Origin of the sequence: Streptomyces sp. NPDC048484, assembly GCF_040651415.1 — a bacterium.
Lineage (GTDB): Bacteria > Actinomycetota > Actinomycetes > Streptomycetales > Streptomycetaceae > Streptomyces.
Genome location: NZ_JBEZJY010000005.1, coordinates 182438 through 204029, shown reverse-complemented (window position 1 = coordinate 204029; position 21592 = coordinate 182438). Strand labels below are relative to the sequence as shown.

The following is a 21592-nucleotide window of genomic DNA, read 5'->3' as shown; positions in this document are numbered from 1 at the left end:
CGACCGGCCGCCGCTTCATGGACCAGCAAGAGACACTCTTGCTGGTCAGCGGGTCACGGGGTGTAGATCGTCGGCCTCGGTGCCGTCCGCATGCCGTTGCCTATGTAGAAGCTGGGGTGCGGGGGCTGGTTGTACGCCGTGTTCTGCCAGGCGATGCCCGTGCGGTACATCGTGTCGTGGAGCAGGGTCGTGATCTTCGTGGTGGTCTCGGTCGGGGTGGAGTAGATGCGCAGCGCCGTGTTGTCGCTGGTCGCCCAGACGACCTCCTCGCGCCAGTCGCCGAAGAGGTCGCCAGAGAGGGCCGGGGTCGCCTTGGTCCCGTTGTTGGAGTGGACCGAGGATCCCGTCAGCTGGCGAGTGTCGGACGACGTGCCGTACTTGTCGATGTGGGTGCCGTCGAGGAGTTCGCGTGTGGTGTCCCCGTCCCACCAGGACAGGAAGTTGACGGAGGACGGTTCACGGCCCTTCGTGGCGCCCGCCTCGTCACGGATGGCGGTGTCGGAGGCGGACCACACCTCCGCGCCGTCGTTGCCCGCGTAGATGTCCCCGGCCACTCCCCTGCCGTTGTCGCAGCAGCCGGCGAGCTGCCAGCGGACCGCTCCGCTGCCGGGGTTGATGTACAACTCGGCCGGCTGGGAGGTGGATTCGGAGACCTTGAAGTACTCAAGGCCCGAGGTTCCCGGGTCGAGGTCGCCGAGGTGCTGGGCGTCGCCGTGCCCGGTCTTCGTGGTCCACAGGCCGTTGCCGTTGTCGTCGACGGCCATCGCCCCGTAGACGATCTCGTCCTTGCCGTCGTTGTCGACGTCACCGACGGACAGGCTGTGCGAGCCCTGGCCGTCGAAGCCCTTGCCGGTGTTGGTCGACGAGCTGGAGTCGAAAGTCCAGCGCCGGGTGAACGCCCCGTTCCGCCAGTCCCAGGCGGCGATCACCGAGCGCGTGTAGTAGCCGCGCGCCATGATGAGCGAAGGGCGGGCGCCGTCGAGGTAGGCCGTGCCCGCGAGGAACCGGTCCACGCGGTTGCCGTACGAGTCGCCCCATGACGAGACCGTGCCGCGCGCCGGGACATAGTCCACCGTCCCCATCGCCTTGCCCGTCTGACCGTTGAACATGGTCAGGTACTCGGGCCCGGATAGGACGTAACCGCTGGAGTTGCGGTGGTCGGCGGAGGAACTGCCGATGACCGCGCCCGTTCCGTCGACCGTGGCGTCGGCGGTCTTGGCCGCCACCTCTGCCTTGCCGTCGCCGTCGTAGTCGTACACCTGGAACTGTGTGTAGTGCGCGCCCGAGCGGATGTTCCGGCCGAGGTCGACGCGCCACAGACGGGTGCCGTCGAGCTTGACGCCGTCGATGATCGTGTTGCCGGTGTAGCCGGACTGGGAGTTGTCCTTGGCGTTGGTGGGCTGCCACTTCAGGACGAAGTCGAGCGCGCCGTCGCCGTCGAGATCACCGACCGAGGCGTCGTTGGCCTCGTAGGTGTACGCGACCCCGTCGGGGGTCGTGCCACCGGCGGGCGGGCTGATGGGCACGTCCTTGTATCCGGTGCGGAACTGGATCGCGTGCACGGAGTCGCTCTGCTCGACGCCGCCCACAACCGCGCGGACCGTGTAGTCGGCCTGGGCGGGCCCACCGGAGTGGAAGTAGTTCGTGGAGCCGGTGACCGGGGTCGAGTTGACCTTCGTACCCGCCCGGTAGACGTTGAACGACACGTCGCCCGGGTCGGTGCCGAGCCAGCGCCAGCTGACCAGGTTGCCCGCGTCGGTGTGGACGCTGACGACACCCCGGTCGAGCTTCTCGGCCTGGCGCGCGGTCGCGGCCTGTGCCGGCGCCGCGGTGAACGTGGTGAGACCGGCGGCGGCGAGGGTGCCGGCGAGCACCGTGGAGAGGAGGAGACGGGTCCTGCTGCGTCTGCGATGCGGGTGCTGCACGGTGGGGTACCTCCCTGGGAGGGGCAGACGGGTTCTGCTACCTCAGTTGCCACTGGAGGCACGGGAGTTGCCGCGTTTCGGTAAGCGCTCTCTACGTGTGGGCGTGCGTGAGTGCGGCGACCGCTGTTACGTGCGGAGGCTCGCGAGTACGGCGACCGTCGCAACGTGCGGGCGCGCCCGAGTGCGGCGCCCTCGTCACATGTAGGTACGCGCGAGTGCGGCGACCGTCGTCGCGATGCGTTCGCGCAGTTCGGCCGGTTCCAGCACCTCGACGTCCGTACCCAGGCGCAGGAACTCGGCGTGGGCGTGCTCGACGGACTCGATGGGGACGGCGGCCAGGGTCCAACCGTCCTCGTCCGTACGGCCGTCGGCCCGTACGACCTCGCCCGCCGGGCCGGTGAGACGGACTCCCGGGGCGAGCCGGACCACCGCCTCGCCCCGGTGGAGCCGGTCGTGGAAGTCCCGCTGGTACGCGGTCCAGTACGCGGCGAGGTCGAAGTCCTCCGGGCGGCTGAACTCCTCGTCCGAAGTAACCAGTTCCAGGATCTGGTCGACACGGAACGTACGCGGTCCCGGGCCCGCGACGACGTACCAGCGGCCCGCCTTCAGGACCAGTCCGTACGGTTCGAGGCGGCGCCGCACGTCGGTCGGCTCGCGCCAGCGGCGGTACAGGACGTGCAGGACCCGCCTGTTCCAGACCGCGTCGGCGACGGCGGGGAGGCAGGGGGCGGCCCCGCTGTCGGCGTCCGCATACCAGCCGGGCGCGTCCAGGTGGAAGCGGCCGCTGATGCGGTCGGCGTGCTCGCGCAGCTCCCGCGGCAGGGCCGCGCGCACCTTGAGCTGGGCGGCGGCCAGCAGGGGGCCGAGCCCCAGTTCGGCGGCGGGACCCGGCGCGCCCGCGAGGAACAGGGCCTCGGCCTCGCCCGCGGTGAGGCCGGTCAAGCGGGTGCGGTAGCCGTCGAGGAGCCGGTAGCCGCCGGCATGCCCCGCGTCGCCGTACAGCGGGATGCCGGCCGCGCTCAGCGCCTCGACATCCCGGTAGACCGTGCGCACCGAGACCTCCAGCTCCGCCGCGAGGGCGGCGGCGGTCATCCGGCCCCGGGTCTGGAGCAGCAGGAGGATCGAGACGAGGCGGGCCGACTTCATCTCCTCAGAATGCCAGCCTTCACTGACAGAAGGTGTCAGTGAAGCGGACCTAGCGTCCCCCTCATGGCCTTCATGGAAAAACTTCTGACCGTGCCGCCGCCCATCGTGGTGGCGGGCCGGCGGATCAAGCGCTATCACGTGTCCGCCGACCCGGCGGGCATCGCGCCCGACATCGAGGAGGCGGCGTACGCGATGCTGCCGAAGCTGCTTCCGGAAGCGGACGGCACACCGCCCGCCACGTTCGTCGTGCTGCACCGGGGCGGTGACGACGGCGCGTACCTCAACGCGTACAGCTGGGTGTGGGACAACGTCCTGCACTTCAAGGCCGCTACGGCGGGTCAGCCCGTGCTCGGCTGCCCGGATCGCGAACCCACCCACTTCATCACCCTGGAGCTGCCGTGGATCGGCTGTGTCTGGGAGCTGCCACCGATCCTGCACGAACGTGACGCCTGGGTGCGGCACATGATCGCGCCCGGCACACCCGACCTCGACGCATACCTGGCCGACTGCCTCCCTGAGGGCACGACGGGAGACCGTTCATGAGCGGGTGGCAGGACACCCGGCCCGGGTTCCGGCACGAAGTCCGGCACGAGGTCCGGCACGGCGTCCGGCCCGGGGAGTTCACGCGTCGGTCGGTGGTCCTGGACTCGAAGTCGGACTCGGCAGCGGCCCCGACCCCAGCTCCGGCCCCGGCCGTGGCACTGGCCCCGGCTTCCGGAACGCCCGTAGCTTGAACTCCGGTTCCTGACGCGGGACATGCTGGCCCGGGAGCTGTTCCAGACGGGACGCGAGCTTCTCGGTGAGGGGCTCTCCCGGCGGCAGCAGGGTGTACCAGCCGCGCCGTACGTCAGCCGCGGCCCGTGCCGGGGCCCGGCCCTGGCCGCAACCGCGGAAACTCGCCCGTCCCGCCGGGAGCAGCGCGTGCCGGTCGGCGTACGAGGCCACGAGGTCGGAGCGGTCACGGGCGGCGCGGCGGGGGCGCGGCGCCATCACGGCATCGATGTCACTGCCCACGTCGTGCGAGGCGGCCTTGTCCACGGTCGCGACGAAGACGCCGCCGGGGCGCAGCACCCGGGCCGCCTCGGCGACGACCTTCTCCGCGTCGTCCAGGAGGTGCAGTAGCCAGATGGCCGAGACGGCGTCGAACGAGGCGCAGGGAAAGGGGAGTTGGCGGATGTCGGCGAGCACGACACGGCCCGGCACTCGCTCGGTTGCCCGTCGCAGCATGCCGTACGCCGCGTCGGCGCCCGTCACGTCGAGATCGGCCTCCGCCAGCCGGCGGGTCACGATGCCGGTACCGCAGGCGGCGTCCAGGAGGGTGACCGTACCTTCGGGGATCAGCCCGAGAACGGCGCTCGCGGCCGCGGCGGCACGGGCTTCGCCGCCCCGTGACGCGTCGTACCGCTCGGCTTCCTCGTCGTAGTCGAACACCGGCGTGCTCAGCTCGCGCCGTGCCCGGGGGCCAGCTCCTCGACCCGGCCGGCCAGCTCGAAGTCCTTCTCGGTGACGGTGCCGCCCGCGCTGTGCGTGTTCACGGCGAGGGAGACGCTGTCGTAGCCGAGCGTGAGGTCGGAGTGGTGGTCCAGCTCGTCCTGCACCTGGGCGATGTGCACGACCAGGGCGGCCGCGGCGAAGTGCGAACCCAGCCGGTAGGAGCGGGCGATCCTGTCTCCGTCCAGGGACCAGCCGGGCAGTTCCGAGAGCCGGTCCGCGATGTCCTTCTGCGACAGCGGTTCGATGGGCATGATCTCGCTCCTTCCATGAGGTCCGGCACGACGTCCGGCATGACGTCCGCCACGACGTCGGCCAGGTCGTCCGGATCTCCTCAGCGTGCCACAGTCCGGCTCTCCCGTACCTGGTCAGGCGGGTCCCGGGAGTGCGGCGAGGTCTGCATTCAGCCGCATGACCGTGCGTCGGCTCGCAGGAGACACGGAGACACATCGACTACGGTCGAGGCATGACCACCGCCGCGCCCACCGCCGCGCCCAGCTCAGGGGCCACGTCCGGGTCCGTCGGTGTTTCCTCCGGCGCCCAGGGCGGTGCCTCCGCCGCCGCCAAGCGAGTCGGTCCGCTGCTGCGCGGCTGGCGGGAGCAGCGACGGGTGAGTCAGCTGGAGCTGGCGCTGCGGGCGGGGTCGTCGGCGCGGCACATCAGCTTCATCGAGACGGGCCGCTCCCGACCGAGCGAGGACATGGTGCTGCGGCTCGCCGAGCACCTGGACGTACCGATGCGGGACCGCAACTCCCTTCTGCTGGCAGCCGGTTACGCGCCCCACTATCCGGAGACCCCGCTGGACGATCCGGCGCTGGACGCGCTGCGTGAGGGAGTGGAGCGGCTGATCCAGGGTTACGAGCCCTATCCGGCACTGGTCGTGGACGCCACGTACAACGTGGTCGCCGCGAACCGGGGCATCGTGATGCTGCTCGACGGCGTCCCGGACCATCTGCTCGCTCCTCCGCTGAACGCGATGCGGCTGACGCTGCACCCCGAGGGGCTGGCGCCCAGGATCCGCAATCTGCGCGAGTGGCGCGGCCATCTGCTGGCCCAGATGGAGCGGGACATCGCCCTGCGCCGCTCGCAGCCGCTGCGTGCGCTGTACGAAGAGGTGGCGGCCTATCCGCACCCTTCGCCGGAGCACGGTTCCACGGTCCACGGTCCACGACGAGGAGCCCCCGGAGCCTGTCCCCTACTTCGCGCTGCCGATGCAGATCGAGCACGACGGGCGGGTGCTGTCCTTCATCTCGTCCATCTCCACGTTCAACACCCCCATGGACGTGACGGTCGCCGAGCTGGCCATCGAGACACTGCTTCCGGCCGACCCGAAGACGGTCAAGTACCTGCAGTCACTGATGTTCTGACAACCGATCAGCTCTGTGGGTACGAGTTGGTTCAGCTCATCCGAACCCCAGCAGGGGGCTGTCGGAGCGAGGCCGGCAGGGTGACACCCTGGATCAGGTGAGGCATTCACCGGAACGTGGCACACTTCTCGCCATGCTCGGCGCTTGGGGAGGCGTGACGTGAGTGAAAGGCGTCCTGCGCCGACCGTGGGGCAGGTGGTACTGGGGAGGCGGCTCCAAGAGCTGCGCGAGGCGTCCGGCCTGAGGCGGGACGAGGCCGCGCGGATCCTGCGGGTCGCCGGCGCGACCGTCCGCCGGATGGAGATGGCCGAGGTCACGCTGAAGATCCCGTACGTCCAGGTGCTCCTGTCGACGTACGGCGTGCCCGACGACGAGATCGCGGCGTTCGTCCGACTGGTCGAGGAGGCGAATCAGCCCGGCTGGTGGCAGCGCTTCCACGACGTCCTGCCGGAGTGGTTCAGCCTCTATGTGAGCCTGGAGGGGGCGGCCTCGATCATCCGGTCGTACGAGCCGCACTTCGTGCCCGGGCTGCTGCAGACCGAGGACTACGCCAGGGCCGTCCTGGAGGCGGGCACGGTCGGGCAGACAGGACCCGAGGAGATCGAACGCCATGTGTCCCTGCGGATGGCCCGGCAGAAGCTGCTCACCGAAGAGCATCCGCCCCACCTGTGGGTGATCATGGAGGAAACGGTCCTGCAGCGGCCGGTCAGCATCCGCTCCGAGGTGATGGCGGACCAGCTGGACCATCTCCTGGAGTGCGCCGAGAACGAGCACATCACGCTGCAGGTCGCCGAGTTCGCGTCCGGCCCGCATCCGGGGACGTACGCGCCCTTCGTGCTGTTCCGTTTCCCGGAGCCCGAGCTGCCGGACATGGTCTACACCGAGTACCTGACCGGGGCGCTCTACCTGGACTCCCGCAAGGAGGTGGCCGCGCATCTGGAAGTGCTGGACCACATGGCGGCCGGCGCCGCCTCCGCCCAGCGCACCAAGGAGATGATCCTGGAGCGCCGGGCGGACTTCTGAGCGGGATCGTCCCCGGGAGCCTGGGCCCAGGGCCCAGGGCCGGGACTCAAGCCCGGAGCCCGGAGACGGGAGACGGGAGCCCGGAGCCGGGAGACGCAGGGAGACCCTCAAAGGCCACTGGCGGGCCGCGGGTTTCGCGTCAGGAGGAGTCGCCCTTCGAGCCCCGGTCGTCCTCCGTGGCCCCGGCGTTCTCGGCAGTCCCGGCGTCCTTGGGGGATCCGGTGTTCTTGGCCGCCTCCTTCTCCTCGTCGACGATCTCGGCGTCGACCACACCCTCCTCGTCCGCCGACGAGGTCTGCCCGGTGTCCGCCCGGTCCTCCGAGGGCGACTGCTGGGCCTGGGCGTACATGGCCTGGCCCATCTGCTGGCTGACGGTGGCGAGTTTCTCGACGCCGGTGCGCAGGGTGTTCGTGTCGGTGCCGTCGCGGTCCTCCAGGAGGCCCTTCAACTCGGCGATCGCGGCCTCGACCTCCGTCTTGGTGTCGGCGGGGATCCGCTCGTCGTTGTCACGGATGAACTTCTCGGTCTGGTAGACGAGTTGCTCGGCGTGGTTGCGGGCCTCGGCTGCCTCGCGGCGGCCCCGGTCCTCGTCGGCGTACTGCTCGGCCTCGCGCATCATGCGGTCGATGTCGTCCTTGGCCAGCGCGGAGCCGCCCGTGACGGTCATCTTCTGCTCACGGCCGGTGGCGAGGTCCTTCGCCGAGACGTGCATGATGCCGTTGGCGTCGATGTCGAAGGCGACCTCGATCTGCGGCAGCCCGCGCGGCGAGGGCGGCAGCCCGGTGAGGTCGAAGACGCCCAGCTTCTTGTTGTAGGCGGCGATGTCGCGCTCGCCCTGGAAGACCTGGATGCCGACGGACGGCTGGTTGTCCGTGGCGGTGGTGAAGATCTCCGAACGCCGCGTGGGAATGGTCGTGTTGCGCTCGATGAGCTTGGTCATGATGCCGCCCTTGGTCTCGATGCCCAGGGACAGCGGGGTGACGTCGAGAAGCAGGACGTCCTTCACGTCACCGCGGATGACGCCCGCCTGGAGCGCCGCGCCGAGGGCCACGACCTCGTCCGGGTTGACACCCTTGTGCGGGTCCTTGCCGGTGAGTTCCTTGACCACCTCGGTCACCGCGGGCATCCGGGTGGAGCCACCGACGAGGATGACGTGGTCGACCGCCGACAGCTTCACGCCGGCGTCCTTGACCGCCTGATGGAAGGGGGCCTTGCACCGTTCGAGCAAGTCGGCTGTCAGCTCCTGGAACTGAGCGCGCGTCAGCTTCTCGTCGAGGTGCAGCGGGCCGTCGGCGGTGGCGGTGATGTAGGGCAGGTTGACGGTCGTCTCGGTGGACGAGGACAGCTCGATCTTGGCCTTCTCCGCGCCCTCACGCAGCCGTTGGAGCGCCATCTTGTCCTGGCCGAGGTCGATGCCGTACGCGCCCTTGAAGCGTTTGGCGAGGTGCTCGACGACCCGCTGGTCCCAGTCGTCACCGCCCAGCTGGGTGTCGCCGTTGGTGGCCTTGACCTCGATGACACCGTCGCCGATTTCGAGGAGGGAGACGTCGAAGGTGCCACCGCCCAGGTCGAAGACGAGGACGGTCTGTTCCTCGCCGCGGTCGAGTCCGTAGGCGAGGGCCGCGGCCGTCGGCTCGTTGATGATCCGCAGGACGTTGAGGCCCGCGATCTCACCCGCCTCCTTGGTGGCCTGGCGCTGGGTGTCGTCGAAGTAGGCGGGCACGGTGATCACGGCGTCCGTGACGTCCTCACCGAGATACGCCTCGGCGTCCCGCTTCAGCTTCTGCAGCACGCGCGCGGAGAGTTCCTGCGCGCGGTAGCGGGTGCCGTCGACCGTGCCGCTGTCGGGGAACCGCCAGCCCGGGTCCCCCATATGGCGTTTGACGGAGCGCGCGGTGCGCTCGATGTTCGTCACAGCCTGCCGCTTGGCGACCTCTCCGACGAGCACCTCACTGTTCTTGGCAAAGGCCACCACCGAGGGGGTGGTGCGCGCGCCCTCGGCATTCGCCACGACCGTGGGCTCACCCCCTTCCAGTACGGCCACCACCGAGTTCGTGGTACCGAGATCGATCCCGACCGCACGTGCCATGTCCGTCCCCTTCCGCCCGGTCCTGCCCGCGTTCCTTCCCGCGTCCCTTCCCTCGCTCCATCAGAAAACTTGAGTGCCATCCTGTCAATGGGGCGAGCACCCCCGACCGGCCCGGACATGACGATCCGGACGTGACCGGACATGACGATGCCGCGCCCTCTTGCGGGGCGCGGCATCGGCGGGGAGGACGAGGCGTCAGGCGAGCTTCGCCGACAGCGTGATCGTCGTTCCCGTCAGCGCCTGGCTGACCGGGCAGTTCTTCTTGGCGTCCTCGGCGGCCGCGGCGAAGGCGTCGTTGTCGAGGCCAGGCACCGTGCCCTCCACCGTGAGGTGGATGCCCTTGATGCCCTCACCCGGCTGGAACGTGACGTCCGCGGAGGTGGTGAGCTTGGTGGGCGGGGTGCCCGCACCGGCGAGGCCGTGCGAGAGCGCCATGGAGAAGCAGCTGGAGTGGGCGGCGGCGATCAGCTCCTCGGGGCTGGTCTTGCCGTTCGCCTGCTCGGCGCGCGACGGCCACGACACCGGCTGCTCGCCGATGCCGGAGGAGTCGAAGGTGACGACGCCGTTGCCCTCTAGCAGGTTGCCTTCCCAGACGGTGTGTGCGGAGCGCGTTGTTGCCACGATGATTCCCTTTCGACGAGGTCCCGGTTCCGGGTCCGTGGCACCATCCGATCACACTCGGGTCGCACGCGGGCTCAGCGCACGCGAAAGACCGGCCCCCGGGCGGTGAACGGCAGGGACGAGCCCTGCGGGATCAGGTAGGCGTGCTCGCGGCGGACCCGCAGTACGTCGCAGTAGCCGTCGGTGATGATCAGGACCGGAGCGCCCGGTGGGAAGTCCTTGGCCCGGTGGAGGACGTCGACGCCGGGCTGGAGGATCGTGCCGCCGCGGCCGTGGACACGTACCCGCCCCGCGATGTCCGTGACCGGGAGATAGCCCGCGTCGTGCGGGGCCGCGTCGCAGAAGACGACCCGCGCGGCCGGTACGTCCCGGGCCTCCGCGTACGAGGCGATGGCGCCCAGTGCCTTGCCGAGCAGGGTGCGGTTCATGGAACCGGAGGTGTCGAGCACCACGCCGAACGTGCAGCGGGCGATCTCCTCGGGCGGGAAGTAGCGTCCGGCGCGGGGGATGTCGGGGGTGGCGGCCTGGCGGCGGGAGGGGCGCGCGTAGGTCCGCAGCGGCTCGGGGCGCGGGACGAACTCGTCGAACCAGCGGGCCAGTCGGGCGTCCCAGGGCAGCGGCGGATGGCTGAGCGCGCGGATCTCCTCGACGAGGCCGCCGGGCAGGAAGCCGCGCTCCTGCCGCTGGTGCAGGTCCAGGCCCTGGGCGAGGCCGCGGCGGTAGAACTCGTCGAGGTCGACGTAGTCGCGGGGCGAGCCGAGGGTGCCGCCGAGGATGTCCCCCACGCCCTTGCCGCGCAGGGTGGCGAGCCGTCGGTGACGGCGCGGGTCGGTGGCGATCCGATCGTAGACCTCCTCGGCGGACAGGCCCTTCAACTCCTGGTCGTACAGCAGCCCTTCGGGCATCGTGCCGACGCGCATCTCGATCAGCCAGGCGTTGATGACGTAGTCGCAGGCGACGTTGAAGAGGTACGGGTCACGGGCGCCGCAGCGGTCGCCGTGGCGCAGCGCGGCGTGCAGCATTTCGTGGGCCAGGACGAATCGCCACTCCTCGTCGTCGAACTGCCGCAGCGGGTTGATGTAGATCTCGGCGGCCTCCGGGTCGACCGCGGCGACGGAGATGCCGTGCGCGCGGGCGAGTTCGGCGTCCGCGACGATCGTGATACCGGCCGCGATGCCGCCGAGCAGCGGGTAGGAGGAGACGAACCAGCTCAGTGCGCGCTCCCACGGCTGACGCGGGGTGATGCCTCCGCGCATCGAGTCGCGGCGGCCACCCGCCATGTCCATCGCGGCGGACACAGTGCGTGTCAGCGCGTGGGCGAAGGCGAGCTGCCAGTCCGGCGCGGTGCCGCCCCGCCAGCTGTCCCAGGTGACCAGCACCTGGTCCGGTTCACCACCCGCCGTGCCGCAGCGCTGGTACACGGCCGGCACACCGGCGCCGTCGCGGCGCCAGCGCGCGGCGAGCTGCTCCTCGTCACCGTCGGGGTACGCGATCGGCAGGTCCGCGGGGGTCAGGCCGATAGGGAAGCCGAGCAGGAAGCGGTTGACGACGACGCAGCGGGCGGCCAGGTCGAAGCGGTCGGGCTGCTCCCGCACGGTGTTGCGCGCCGGGACGTGCCCGAAGCCCAGATGGAGGGCGCCGTGCGCGACCGCCCAGGCCCATTCCTCGGGCTCGGCGCGGCGCGACGGGTGGACGTGCAGTACGCCGTCGGAGTCGACGCGGACGAGCCCTTCACCGGGTGACTCCTCGCAGTCCTCCTGACGGCAGACGCTGAAGCCGATGGCGGCCAGCGCGCGGTTGGCCCGCACCAGCCGCATCCCCTCGGCGAACGCCTCACCGGCCAGATCCTTCTTGGGCTTCGCCTGCTTGCCCGTACGGCTCATTAGAGGACCATCCCTTCTGCAGCCCTCTTCGGTAGGGTTGTGACCTCTCGGTCCCGGTGGGTACACGGCCAGTGTTGCGAACCGTTCGACGGCCGACGCGCGGCGCTCACCGGCGTGCCTCCACGAGGCGTGGCATGTCGCGGGCCGCCTCCACCAGGAACCAGGCGGGCAGTACGGGGTTGCCGTCCTCGTCCGAGGCGATGACGCTCTGCGCGACCTCCACCGAGATCTCGGCGAGCTGCACGAGCAGCGACTTGGCGCGGTACGCGGTCTGCCGGCCGTTCGCCGAGGCGTGCTCCTTGCTGGCGGGCAGTTCCTTGACGAGGCGGCCGCGGAAGGACTCGGCGAGGTAGTACAGCAGGTCGCGGTCCTCGACGCGGTTCGGCCAGTGGGCCTCGCCCTTGATGATCGCCTCGATGCCGAACCGGCTGCGGACGATCTTCACATAGCCGCAGAAGGCGACCGCGTGCGCGGGTGTCAGCGTGCCGTGTGCGATCACCTTGAGCGTCGGCTCGTCGAGTGTCGGACCGAAGGAGCGCAGGGCGTCGGAGAGCATGTGCCAGGAGCGGGGGGTGGAGAACGGCTCCTCGGTCTTCGGCGGCCTGGACCACAGGTGGTCGGGCCGGTCGGTGAGGTGGTCGAGCACCCACGGGTGGATGTCGTTCGCCGCCGCCCACACCAGCCAGTCCTTGGACGAGGCCTCCAGGTGCACATGCGTGAGGCGGTTGACCAGTGCCGACGCGATCGGGCGCGCCAGTGCGTTGTCCGTCGAGCGGTTGCCGGCGCCGATCACGATCGAGCCCGCCGGCAGCTCGTAGTTGCCGATACGGCGGTCGAGGATCAGCGAGTAGAAGGCCTTCTGGACGTCCGGCGTCGCCGCGTTGAGCTCGTCCAGGAACAGGCAGTAGGGCTCGTCGCGGGCGATCGCCTCCGGCGGGCAGAAGACCGAGCGGCCGTCCCGGATCTGGGGTACGCCGATCAGGTCCTCCGGCGCCAGTTGCGTACCCAGCAGGCTCACGCACTCCAGGCCCAGCGATTCGGCGAACTCCCTCACCAGGGAGGACTTTCCGATCCCCGGGGCTCCCCAGATGAAGACCGGCCGCACGGTCGCGAGACCGAGCAGCAGCTCCGGTATGCGGGTGGGAGTGACGGTGACGGCTGCCTGCACGCAGCGACTCCTGAAGTGTGTTCGAGTGGGCCGCGCCGGTGCGCGATGTCCGATGCGCTCAGTGTGGGCGCTTCCGGCACCGGCCCGCAGCTCATTTTCCGGCGCCCCGCGCCCTCCCGTACCACCGCACCCTCATACATCACTCGCGCCCTCCCGTACCACTGCGCCCTCTTGCATCACCCTCGGCCGCCCAGACCGCCGCGGCCGTTCGCCCCGCCGCGGCCTCACGCCCCACAGCGGCTCAAGAGGCGGTGCGGCATGTCCGTGACGGGTCCCTATGGCCTGAATACGCGCTGGGCAAACACCTCAGGCAGTGACACTTTGGGGCCCTCTCGCCCGCCGGACAGGGGTGTGCGGCGAGGGGTCCGACAGGGGGTACAGGCATGCGCATGATCTATTCGGACCACGGTCCGTCACCGCTCGACTCGGGCAAACCAGGCGCGTCCGACCGCGATTCCGCCCTCGGCTGGTGGGGTGCCTTCAGCCTGGAGAGGTTCGCTGCCGCGTCGGGGCTCAGTCAGACACACGAGGACGCCGGCGGCTGGCTCGCCTATCTCGACCAGTTCCAGCCCAGGAACTTCTGGTTCCAGGACGCGGCTGTCCAGGTGTGGGCGTACGAGGAGGCGTTCGACAACTGGCAGGATCGCTACGGCCTCGACGCCGTGACGGCGGTCTACCACTCGGGACACGGCACGATGCGCGACAACGGGCAGTTCGTTGCGCCGCTCGGTGCCGCATGGGACGGGCGCACCAACGCCGAGTCGCAGCGCATGGCGTTCGGCAACGAGCGGGTCAACTACGTCTTCTGGTCGACCTGCCTGTCACTCCGCGTGCTCGACGGGCACTCGCCGATCCGCACCTGGGCCGCTCCCAACCTGGGTTCCAGGATGATCTTCGGCTTCGAGACGGTCAGCATCGACAACCCGAACTACGGCAAGTTCTTCTGGGAGAAGTGGCGGTCGGGCCAGACGTTCTGCGAGGCCTGGCTGAACGCGTCCTGGGACATCTACCACGGGCAGGCGCCGTCGGTGGCGGCCACCGGGGCGACCCAGGCCGAGGCGGTCAACCGGCTCAACTCGGAGCGCATCCTCTACCGCGAGCACGTACCGGACTCGTGGTACGCGTGGCGCTGGTACAACGCCCGTGAGAGCCTGCGCGAGCCGCTCACCGCGTTCCCGCAGGAGCCGCGGACCGTCCAGCTCGCGCCGCGTGACCCGAGCGCCGAGCTGACGCGACTGGCCGACAACATCGGGGAGTTCCCGGCGGCGGCGCTCCAGGAGGTCCCGGTCGAGCAGCAGGGCGTGCTGAGCGTCAGCTCCGGTGACCGGTATCTGTCGACTGCTCCGCGCGCGGCCCGCTGGGTGCGGCTCGGCGAGGCGAACCACCGCAACACCCGGCAGCTTCCCACGGCGGAAGCCGTCGAGCGGGCGCAGGAGTTCGCGCGGCGGCACGCGGACGGGGCCGAGCTGGTCGTGGACGGCGTGTACGACCTGTGGCAGAACTCCGGCGCGGCGGACGGCTCACAGATCGGGGAACCGGTCTCACTGCAGACACATGTGACGTTCCGTCAGCTTCTTGACGGGGTGCCCGTCATCACGCCGGACCGCGGTGAGATCCGCGTGGCGCTGGACAACGACGGCGCCGTGGTGCAGGCGCACCTGTCGACCCGTGAGTCCACGGGGTCCACCCGCACGCCGGGTTCCATGGTCGCCCCGCCCTCCGGACCGGGCCGGCAGGCCGCCCGGGCGCCGAGCGCACAGATCCCCGCGGACGCGCTGGCGGCGGCTCAGCGCCGGCTCGCCGCCGAACTCGCCGTGGCGGACTCGGACGCGGAGCGCTCGGTGGCGCAGGTCCAGCAGGAGCTGGAGATCCGGGACGTGCCCGGCACCCTGCGGGTCGGCTACGAGATCGACGGCAACGAGGCGTTCCCGGCGGCCCGCAAGCTGGTCGAGATCGGCCGGGCGGGCAGCGAGTTCGTCACGCGCCGCTGGGTGGTCGCCCCGCTGGCCCGGTGAGTCGGGGCTCGTCGGGTCCTGGTGGGCCCGGGTGAGTCAGGTGGTGCGGCGGGCCGGTCCTCCGTTCAAGGGGGCGGAGGACCGGCCCGCCGCACCGGGTCCGCGCCGGGTCCACACCGGGTCCGCGCCGGTCGCGCCGTCAGGCGGCCTGCCGTCGTCCTGGGTGGCCGGGGTGGGATTCGACGGGTACCTGCGGACCGTCGCACTCACGCAGCCAGCGGCGCAGTACCTGGTGCACGTGTTCGGCACCGACCAGTTCCTCCCCGTCCTCGACGGGCGCGGAGAACGTGACCGGCGACATCAGGAAAGGCCGCCCCTGTGCTCCGCCGAGACCGCCGTGCGAGCCGATCTGCTCCTCGAACGCGAGGACCTCGCCGTCCTCGGGGTCGTACCAGGAGTTGACCATGATGTCCGCGACGTGCGGGAACGAGTGCGTGCGGCGTACGGCGTCGGCGGCGCCCGGTCCGAAATCCGCGAGCGGTCCGGGGTTCTCGTCCAGTTCGTCCAGGGGGATCGCGGCGCCGTGCGCACCGAGCACGAGACCGCCGTGCTCCTCGCTGCGCACGAGCACGAATCCGATGCCGGGATGATTGGCGAGCGTGGTCAGCAGCGCCGGATGCCGGGCGTCGATCTCCTCGCGGCTCATCCGGTGCGGCACGTCCGGGAAGGACACCAGGCCCAGATTGCCCGAGGCCAGCACGAGGGGCTCCGACGGGGGCCGGGTCGGGCGGTACTGTTCGCCGTCCTCCTCGACGGGCCTGCGCAGCGCCGCCCGTACGGCCGCCCTGGCCTCGGCGCCACTGTGCGTACGCCGCGCCTTGCGGGGCACGGGCAGCCCGCAGCCGGCCCGGACCAGCTCCCCGAGGACGAGGCCGTAGCGGTTGTGGAACGTTTCGCCGGGGCTCTGGCCGTGGTCGGAGAGCAGGACGACGCGGTACGCGCGCGGGGCGTGCTCGGCGACCTGTGCGATCAGGGCCAGCGAGCGGTCCAGACGCTGCAGGACCTTCTCCGCGTCCCGGCTGCGGGGGCCGGAGTGGTGCGCCACCTCGTCGTACGCGACCAGGTCCGCGTAGACCGAGGCACGTCCGGCGAACATGTCCCCGATCACCGCCGCGACGACGACGTCCCTCTCGATGACGGTCGCGAAGGCGCGGATGAACGGATAGAGACCGCCGCGGCCGACTCGGGGGCGCCGCTTCCCGAGCCGGGCCCTGGTGGACTCGCCGATCTCACGGCCGACGTCGGCGACGAAGGACATGGCGGTACGGACCGCGTTGGCCGGGTCGGAGAAGTACGCGAAGTAGCCCGCCCGGGAGCGGTTCCCCCTGTCTCTTCTGGCGGCCACGGAGAGCACCAGGGCGAGTTGCTCGGCGCCGCCGCTGAAGAGGTTGCCGCGGCTGGCGCCGTCCACGGTGAGCAGGCCACCGTCACCGGTGTGCTCGACGGCCCGGCGCTGGAGTTCCGCGGCGCTGGTGGGCCGGTTGCAGACCACGATCTCCTGGCTGTCCTTCTCGTACCAGCGGAAGGCCGGAATGTCGTAGTTCGATCCGTGCAGGATGCCCAGCTGGCTGGCGCCGGTCTGGCTGGACCAGTCGGTGCGCCAGGGAGTGAGCCGGTGGGTGGTGCGGGCTCCCCGGCCGGCGCCGAGCCAGGCGGCCACGGTGGGCATGAGGCCGCGCCCCACCGCGTCCACAAGCACGTCGTGACCGACTCCGTCGAGCTGGAGGAAGACCGTGCCGGGGGTCGACAGGGCTTCGGTCGGCGGCGTCCGTCGGCGGCGGCGGTCGGACAGCCGGTACAGCCTGCGTCTGTACGCGTCGTCGTCCCGCACCGCCAGGGCGCCGCCGGTGGCCGAGGCGACCGCCGACATCACCGCGGCGACCACCACGGCGGTCTCGGGGGCGGCCTCGCTCTGTCCTGAGGGGTCGAGGCGCAGGGCCAGGATCAGGAGCGAACCGTTCAGGAAGAAGACGAGTACCCCGAGGACGAGAGCGGGGACGAGGAGCAGGGCCCGGACGAGGACGGGCCACACGACGGAGGAGAGCACGCCGAAGGCCCCGGCGCCGAGTGCTGCGGTGGCGGCGATACGGGTGGCACTGTCCCCGTCGGCGGACTGGAGCCTGAAGTCCGGCAGGATCCCGGCGAGCACCAGCATCGTGATCGTGGACACCGCCCATACGGCGACGCTCCGCCAGACCGCGCTGCCCACCCTCCGCCATCGTTCCCTGCCCACGTCACGCCCGCCTCACGTCCACGCCCGACCTCCTGCCGGCGGACCCGGGCCCAGCCTGCCACACGTCGGCCATGGGCTCCGTCGGCGTTCTTGAGGGGCGCGGAGAACCGCGCGAACAGCCCTCACCGGGCCGGCACCCACCCACGGCCGACCAGCGGCCCGCTCCGGCGCGGAGCGCTCAGCGGCCGTCGTACCCGGCCGTCGGCATCGACAGCCGGCGGTGCACCCGGGCCTTCATCTGGGCGTCGTACGCGGGTTCGGCATGTCCGACCGTCTCGACGCGTACGCCGCGCCGGGCGCACTCGGCGGTGAACTCGTCGACCGAGGCGAGCGCCCGCTCCAGAACCCGGCGGCTGGGCGCGACGAACAGATCCACGAGGCCGGCCTCGGCGTCCTCCCAGAGCGCGCAGTGGTCGGGCCGCAGCCCCCGCAGGAGCAGCTCCCGCGTGACCACGTAGCCCTGCTCGGCCGCCCAGCGCGCGCACATGGCGTGCTGGCTGCGCGAGTCCACCAGAAAGGGGTCGTCGTCCAGCTCCTCCAACGGCGTCAGGCTGGCGATCGTCGTCACGCGAAGCGTGCCGGAGGCACGGTGTGTGTCTCCCATGGCGTCCCCCTCACCTCCGGGTTTCCTCGCCGACCCTACTCCTGCCCGTAGGCTCGGGGGGAGTCGCGCGAAGGAGGCAAAGGAGTGCCGGTGGAGATCACTTGGTGGGGTCACGCCACCTGCACGGTGGAGGACTCGGGCGTGCGCGTGCTCACCGACCCGCTCTTCGCACGCCGGCTCGCGCATCTCCGCAGGCGCCGGGGAGCGCCACCCCCGGCCGAGGCGGCGGTGGCCGATGTGACGCTCGTCTCGCATCTGCACGCCGACCATCTGCACGTACCCTCACTGGCCCGGCTCGCCCCGGACACCCGGCTGCTGGTGCCGAGCGGTGCCCTGCGCTCGGTGCCCGGGCTGCGCAGGCTCGGCCATCTACGACTCACCGAGGTGGCACCCGGCGACCGGGTCCAGATCGGTGACCTGGTCGTACGGGTCGTTCCCGCGCGGCACGACGGGCGGCGGCTGCCGGTCGGCCCGCATCGCGCGCCCGCTCTCGGCTATGTGGTCGAGGGCGAGTCCCGCACGTACTTCGCCGGGGACACGGGGCTGTTCGAGGAGATGGCCGAGGAGGTCGGGCCGGTCGATGTGGCGCTGCTCCCGGTCGGCGGCTGGGGACCGTATCTGGGCGACGAACACCTGGACGCGGGACGGGCCGCCGACGCGCTGGCCCGGTTGCGGCCGGGGAGTGCGGTGCCGGTGCACTACGGCACGTACTGGCCCCTCGGGATGGACGCCGTGCGCCCCCATGAATTCCATGCCCCCGGTGCCGAGTTCGTACGCCTGGCCGCCGAGCGTGCGCCCGGCGTGACGGTGCACCGGCTGGAGCACGGCGAAAGTGTGCGCCCGCAGGTCACGGGGTACCGCTCTTCTCCTGGGGACGCGCCGGCCGGACGGGGCGACGACGAGCGGGAGGGCGAAGCCCGGTGAGACAGGTGCTCGCCGCCGCGGTCACGACCGCGCCGACGGAGGTCACCCAGCAGGCGCTCGGCTATCCGTCGCTGTTCCTGCTGGTACTGATCGGCGCGCTGGTGCCGGTGATTCCGACCGGTGCGCTGGTGAGTTCGGCGGCGGTGGTGGCCGTCCACCAGACGGCCCCCTTCTCGATGGTGATGGTCTTCGTGGTGGCGGCGCTGGCCGCGTTTCTCGGGGACATCGCGCTGTACTGGCTCGGGCGGCGCGGCATGAGGTCGAAGAACGGCTCGCGCTGGCTCGCGGCGATACGCGACCGCGCGCCCGAGGACCGGCTCGCCCAGGCCCAGGAGAAGCTCGCCGACCACGGGGTCGCGGTGCTCGTGCTGTCCCGGCTGGTCCCCGCGGGACGTATCCCGGTGATGCTCGCCTGCCTGATGGCGAAGTGGCCGGTGCGGCGGTTCGCCCGCGGGAACGGGCCGGCCTGTCTTGCCTGGGCCGCGACGTATCAGCTCATCGGCGTGCTCGGTGGTTCCTTGTTCGCGGAGCCGTGGGAGGGCGTGGCCGCGGCCGTACTGCTGACCGTGGTGCTCAGTGTGGCGCCGGGGCTCTGGCGCCGGGTGCGGAGCGCCGCTACGCGGTAGCGGTCGGGGGCTGCGGCCCGTCGGGAGCGCGGCCACCGTCATCGCGGAGACCGCCATCGCGGAGATCGTCGAAGGTGGCTCCCAGCAGGCTCAACCTGCTTTCCACCTGCGGCAGTTCAAGCGGCTCGGGTGACAGGAGGGACGCCATGCGCTCGTCGTCGGTTGTGCCGAGGAACGGTCCGGTGGCCAGGCGTACGCGCAGGGCGCCGAGATCGTCGCCGAAGCGGTGGCCGCCGGGCGTCGGCATGCCCAGCCGGGCGGTGAGGAAGTCCTCCAGTTCCTGCGCGTCACCGACACCGAGCGCGCCGAGCGCGGACCGCAGCGGACCGAGGTCGGCGTAGAGGTGACGCCCCGCCCGTGGCGGCCGGACGAGGGCCCCCGCCGCGACGAGGGCATGGTGCGCGGCGGCGGCCACGCTCGCGTGCAGGCGTACGGACGCGGCGAGGCGGTGCGTGATCTCGCCGGGTTCGTCGAGCGCGTACACGGCGGCCGCGGCGACCGGTGCGGCGATCCGGGCGCCGAGCGCGGTGAGGACGTCGAGGACGCGGTCGTGCAGCCGGCTGCCGGTGTCGTTGTCGGGAAAGCGCGCGATCGCGGCGGGCCAGCCCGGCGGAAGGAAGGGACCGGAGAGGTCGGTCAGGACCGTGACCCCCTCCGGCAGCATCTCGGCGGGGCTGAGCAGCAGCGTGTCCTGCGGCTCGTGCAGCGTGTCGCGCCAGGTCTCGTCGCTGACCACGTGCAGGCCCTCGCCCGCGGCGGCCTCGATCGTCTCGTGCACCACCTCGGGCGGCGCGACGGTGGCGGCGGGGTCGTCGGCCACGGACAGGACGAGCAGCCGCGGGTTCCCGCCCTCGGCACGCACCCGGCGCACGGTCTCCAACAGGGCGTACGGGTCCGGCACGCCACCGCACTCGGCGGGCGTCCCCACCGGGAAGACGGAGCTGCCCAGCAGGCGGGCCTGCGGCGCCCACCAGGCCGCGCAGGGGCGGGGCACCAGTACATCACCGCCGAGTGCGGCGGTCAGCGCGAGGAGCAGGGTGGGGGCACCGGGCGCCGCGACGGTCCGGGCGCGGGCGGCGGGCAGTCCGCGCCGGGCCCAGTAACCGCGGGCGGCGTCCAGGAGCGCGGGGCCCCCGCCGGTCGGTTCGGTGTGCGTACCCGTCGCGGCAGCCACCAGTCCGGGTGGCGGCGGCAGGCCGTGGCCCGGGAGGGACGGGCCGTAACGGACAGGTCCGTGCCCTTCCGGATCGGTCCGCCGCATCTGTGTGCCTCCTAGGGCCTGTCTGGGGTTGTGATCTGGATCAGGGAGCGGGGCGTGGTGCGTGCGATCGCAAGGCGCCGGAAGGCCCTCGATGGGGGTCCCCCCGCTCGAGCGAAGCCGAGAGTGGGGGAGGAGCTACTAGGGCGTTTCGGCAACGCGGCGAGCGTGCGTGCCACGCCCCGCGAGCCCAGATCACAACCCCAGACAGGCCCTAGTACCCAGTGACCCGCTGCGCCGACTCAGCTGTTCGAGGACGACTCCCGGTGGCGCAGCTTGTGGACGGCGGCGCCGAGCGCGCCCGCGATGAGGAGACCGCCGGACACGAGGGCGATCGTGGAGTCGTTGAAGGTGCCGCCCTCACCGGCGTGCACCCCGTGCCTGACCTCCGTGCCGCGGGAGCTTCCGAGGGACACCGCGAAGGACGCGCTCCACTTCCTCCCCTCGCCGCCGGGAGCCGCCGGGCAGACACCGTCGGCACTCCACTCGGAGCTCTTGCCGACGCCGTCGGGTCCGCCCTCCTCGAAGTTCGCGGCGGGCGCGATACGGGCGGTGCCGCTGTAGGTGGTGCCGCCCCCCGGATCGTCGTCGCCCTTCAGGTCGTCCGTACCCGCCAAGTCGTCCGTATCCACCAGGTCGTCCGTGCCCACCGGGTCCTCTTCGGCCGCCGGACCCTCCCCGCCAGCCGGGTCCTCTTCGGCTGCCGGGTCCTCCCCGCCAGCGGCCTTGCGCAGGTGGACGGTGCCGTGCTCGAAGGCCTGCGAGGTGGCGTCGATGGTCTCGGGCGGGGGCCCACCGGACGATTCGCAGGAGACGGAGATGGTGACGGTACCGCCCGGAGCCACCGTGCGCGGGCCGACCTCGGCCCCCGAATGCGCGGTCGCGGCCGCCGTAGCGGTGCCGAGTGCCAGGGTGGTGAGGGCGGTGGCGGACAGTGCGCGAGCGGTACGGCTCAGCGGCATGGGGCTCGGTCTCCTTCGGCCGTCGGCTGGGGACCCCCACGTCCGTGTGCGGTGGCGGAGGGCGGGGCACGACCGGCATGCCCCGCAAGCCCATCAGAGCCCGCCCCCGGCCGGGACGCTCGCGGCCGGACACCATTCGTGCCACGCGGACGCCCGAGCGGGTGACACCCACGCGACAACAGCCGTCGGGCAGACAGACGGCTCAGGCAGCCGCTCAAGCGGGCGCTCAGGCAGACGGCCAGCTTCTTGACGCCCTC

General features: G+C 71.5%; 17 protein-coding genes and 1 pseudogene. 6 read left to right on the top strand and 12 right to left on the bottom strand.

Features of this window, described 5'->3' with window-relative positions; all coding sequences use genetic code 11:
• Positions 1-53: 53 nt before the first annotated feature.
• Positions 54-1925 carry a rhamnogalacturonan lyase gene (locus tag AB0D14_RS07165; RefSeq protein ID WP_362775674.1) on the bottom strand — a complete coding sequence of 624 codons (1872 nt, stop codon included), beginning with the start codon at positions 1923-1925 and terminating at the stop codon, positions 54-56.
• 195 nt (positions 1926-2120) lie between these two features.
• The gene (locus AB0D14_RS07160) at positions 2121-3071 is read right to left on the bottom strand and encodes a WYL domain-containing protein (RefSeq protein WP_362775672.1); all 951 of its coding nucleotides are present in this window, start codon (positions 3069-3071) and stop codon (positions 2121-2123) included.
• 63 nt (positions 3072-3134) lie between these two features.
• Between AB0D14_RS07160 and AB0D14_RS07155 the strand changes: the two genes are divergently transcribed.
• The gene (locus AB0D14_RS07155; RefSeq protein WP_362775670.1) at positions 3135-3614 is read left to right on the top strand and encodes a hypothetical protein; all 480 of its coding nucleotides are present in this window, start codon (positions 3135-3137) and stop codon (positions 3612-3614) included.
• 78 nt (positions 3615-3692) lie between these two features.
• Here AB0D14_RS07155 and AB0D14_RS07150 read toward each other — a convergent pair whose 3' ends face one another.
• Both AB0D14_RS07150 and AB0D14_RS07145 read right to left on the bottom strand, forming a co-directional pair.
• Positions 3693-4502, bottom strand: coding sequence for a class I SAM-dependent methyltransferase (locus tag AB0D14_RS07150; RefSeq protein WP_362775668.1), 810 nt, complete (start codon positions 4500-4502; stop codon positions 3693-3695).
• An 8-nt stretch (positions 4503-4510) separates the two neighbouring features.
• On the bottom strand, positions 4511-4816 hold the full coding sequence (locus AB0D14_RS07145) for a 4a-hydroxytetrahydrobiopterin dehydratase (RefSeq protein WP_362775666.1): 306 nt from the start codon (positions 4814-4816) through the stop codon (positions 4511-4513).
• Between the two features lie 212 nt (positions 4817-5028).
• On the opposite strand from AB0D14_RS07145, the pseudogene AB0D14_RS07140 reads away from it, so the two are divergent.
• Positions 5029-5929: pseudogene (locus AB0D14_RS07140) on the top strand (helix-turn-helix transcriptional regulator).
• Between the two features lie 159 nt (positions 5930-6088).
• A complete protein-coding gene (locus tag AB0D14_RS07135) occupies positions 6089-6952 on the top strand; it encodes a helix-turn-helix transcriptional regulator (RefSeq protein WP_362775664.1) in 864 nt (287 codons plus the stop codon).
• Between the two features lie 139 nt (positions 6953-7091).
• Here AB0D14_RS07135 and dnaK read toward each other — a convergent pair whose 3' ends face one another.
• The 4 genes from dnaK to AB0D14_RS07115 form a co-directional block, all read right to left on the bottom strand.
• Entirely contained in the window at positions 7092-9041 is a 1950-nt protein-coding gene (gene dnaK, locus AB0D14_RS07130) for a molecular chaperone DnaK (RefSeq protein WP_362775662.1), read from the bottom strand.
• Positions 9042-9236: 195 nt separating this feature from the next.
• Positions 9237-9662 carry an OsmC family peroxiredoxin gene (locus AB0D14_RS07125; RefSeq protein WP_362775660.1) on the bottom strand — a complete coding sequence of 142 codons (426 nt, stop codon included), beginning with the start codon at positions 9660-9662 and terminating at the stop codon, positions 9237-9239.
• A gap of 74 nt (positions 9663-9736) precedes the next feature.
• Positions 9737-11545 carry a hypothetical protein gene (locus AB0D14_RS07120; protein ID WP_362775658.1) on the bottom strand — a complete coding sequence of 603 codons (1809 nt, stop codon included), beginning with the start codon at positions 11543-11545 and terminating at the stop codon, positions 9737-9739.
• 106 nt (positions 11546-11651) lie between these two features.
• A complete protein-coding gene (locus tag AB0D14_RS07115) occupies positions 11652-12713 on the bottom strand; it encodes a MoxR family ATPase (protein WP_362775656.1) in 1062 nt (353 codons plus the stop codon).
• 383 nt (positions 12714-13096) lie between these two features.
• Between AB0D14_RS07115 and AB0D14_RS07110 the strand changes: the two genes are divergently transcribed.
• The gene (locus AB0D14_RS07110) at positions 13097-14728 is read left to right on the top strand and encodes a DUF6345 domain-containing protein (protein WP_362775654.1); all 1632 of its coding nucleotides are present in this window, start codon (positions 13097-13099) and stop codon (positions 14726-14728) included.
• A 139-nt stretch (positions 14729-14867) separates the two neighbouring features.
• On the opposite strand, the gene AB0D14_RS07105 is transcribed toward AB0D14_RS07110, so the two are convergent.
• A complete protein-coding gene (locus AB0D14_RS07105) occupies positions 14868-16961 on the bottom strand; it encodes an alkaline phosphatase family protein (RefSeq protein ID WP_362775652.1) in 2094 nt (697 codons plus the stop codon).
• A 178-nt stretch (positions 16962-17139) separates the two neighbouring features.
• Positions 17140-17565: a hypothetical protein gene (locus AB0D14_RS07100; RefSeq protein WP_362775650.1), complete on the bottom strand. Its 426-nt coding sequence runs from the start codon at positions 17563-17565 to the stop codon at positions 17140-17142.
• An 84-nt stretch (positions 17566-17649) separates the two neighbouring features.
• Between AB0D14_RS07100 and AB0D14_RS07095 the strand changes: the two genes are divergently transcribed.
• Positions 17650-18489: an MBL fold metallo-hydrolase gene (locus AB0D14_RS07095; RefSeq protein WP_362775648.1), complete on the top strand. Its 840-nt coding sequence runs from the start codon at positions 17650-17652 to the stop codon at positions 18487-18489.
• Positions 18486-19115, top strand: coding sequence for a DedA family protein (locus AB0D14_RS07090; RefSeq protein WP_362775646.1), 630 nt, complete (start codon positions 18486-18488; stop codon positions 19113-19115). The genes AB0D14_RS07095 and AB0D14_RS07090 overlap by 4 nt, the downstream gene beginning before the upstream one ends.
• Here AB0D14_RS07090 and AB0D14_RS07085 read toward each other — a convergent pair.
• Both AB0D14_RS07085 and AB0D14_RS07080 read right to left on the bottom strand, forming a co-directional pair.
• Positions 19105-20376 (bottom strand): aminotransferase class I/II-fold pyridoxal phosphate-dependent enzyme, encoded by a 1272-nt coding sequence (locus tag AB0D14_RS07085; RefSeq protein WP_362775645.1) that lies wholly within the window; start codon positions 20374-20376, stop codon positions 19105-19107. The genes AB0D14_RS07090 and AB0D14_RS07085 overlap by 11 nt on opposite strands.
• Positions 20377-20615: 239 nt before the next feature.
• On the bottom strand, positions 20616-21335 hold the full coding sequence (locus AB0D14_RS07080) for a hypothetical protein (protein ID WP_362775644.1): 720 nt from the start codon (positions 21333-21335) through the stop codon (positions 20616-20618).
• Positions 21336-21592 lie beyond the last annotated feature (257 nt).

What these genes read in the sequence shown, in the direction of transcription:
- AB0D14_RS07160 (WP_362775672.1), bottom strand. Translation starts at nt 3,071, where the DNA reads ATGAAGTCGGCCCGCCTCGTCTCGATCCTCCTGCTGCTCCAGACCCGG.
- AB0D14_RS07155 (WP_362775670.1), top strand. Translation starts at nt 3,135, where the DNA reads ATGGCCTTCATGGAAAAACTTCTGACCGTGCCGCCGCCCATCGTGGTG.
- AB0D14_RS07145 (WP_362775666.1), bottom strand. Translation starts at nt 4,816, where the DNA reads ATGCCCATCGAACCGCTGTCGCAGAAGGACATCGCGGACCGGCTCTCG.
- dnaK (WP_362775662.1), bottom strand. Translation starts at nt 9,041, where the DNA reads ATGGCACGTGCGGTCGGGATCGATCTCGGTACCACGAACTCGGTGGTG.
- AB0D14_RS07120 (WP_362775658.1), bottom strand. Translation starts at nt 11,545, where the DNA reads ATGAGCCGTACGGGCAAGCAGGCGAAGCCCAAGAAGGATCTGGCCGGT.
- AB0D14_RS07110 (WP_362775654.1), top strand. Translation starts at nt 13,097, where the DNA reads ATGCGCATGATCTATTCGGACCACGGTCCGTCACCGCTCGACTCGGGC.
- AB0D14_RS07100 (WP_362775650.1), bottom strand. Translation starts at nt 17,565, where the DNA reads ATGGGAGACACACACCGTGCCTCCGGCACGCTTCGCGTGACGACGATC.
- AB0D14_RS07085 (WP_362775645.1), bottom strand. Translation starts at nt 20,376, where the DNA reads ATGCGGCGGACCGATCCGGAAGGGCACGGACCTGTCCGTTACGGCCCG.
- AB0D14_RS07080 (WP_362775644.1), bottom strand. Translation starts at nt 21,335, where the DNA reads ATGCCGCTGAGCCGTACCGCTCGCGCACTGTCCGCCACCGCCCTCACC.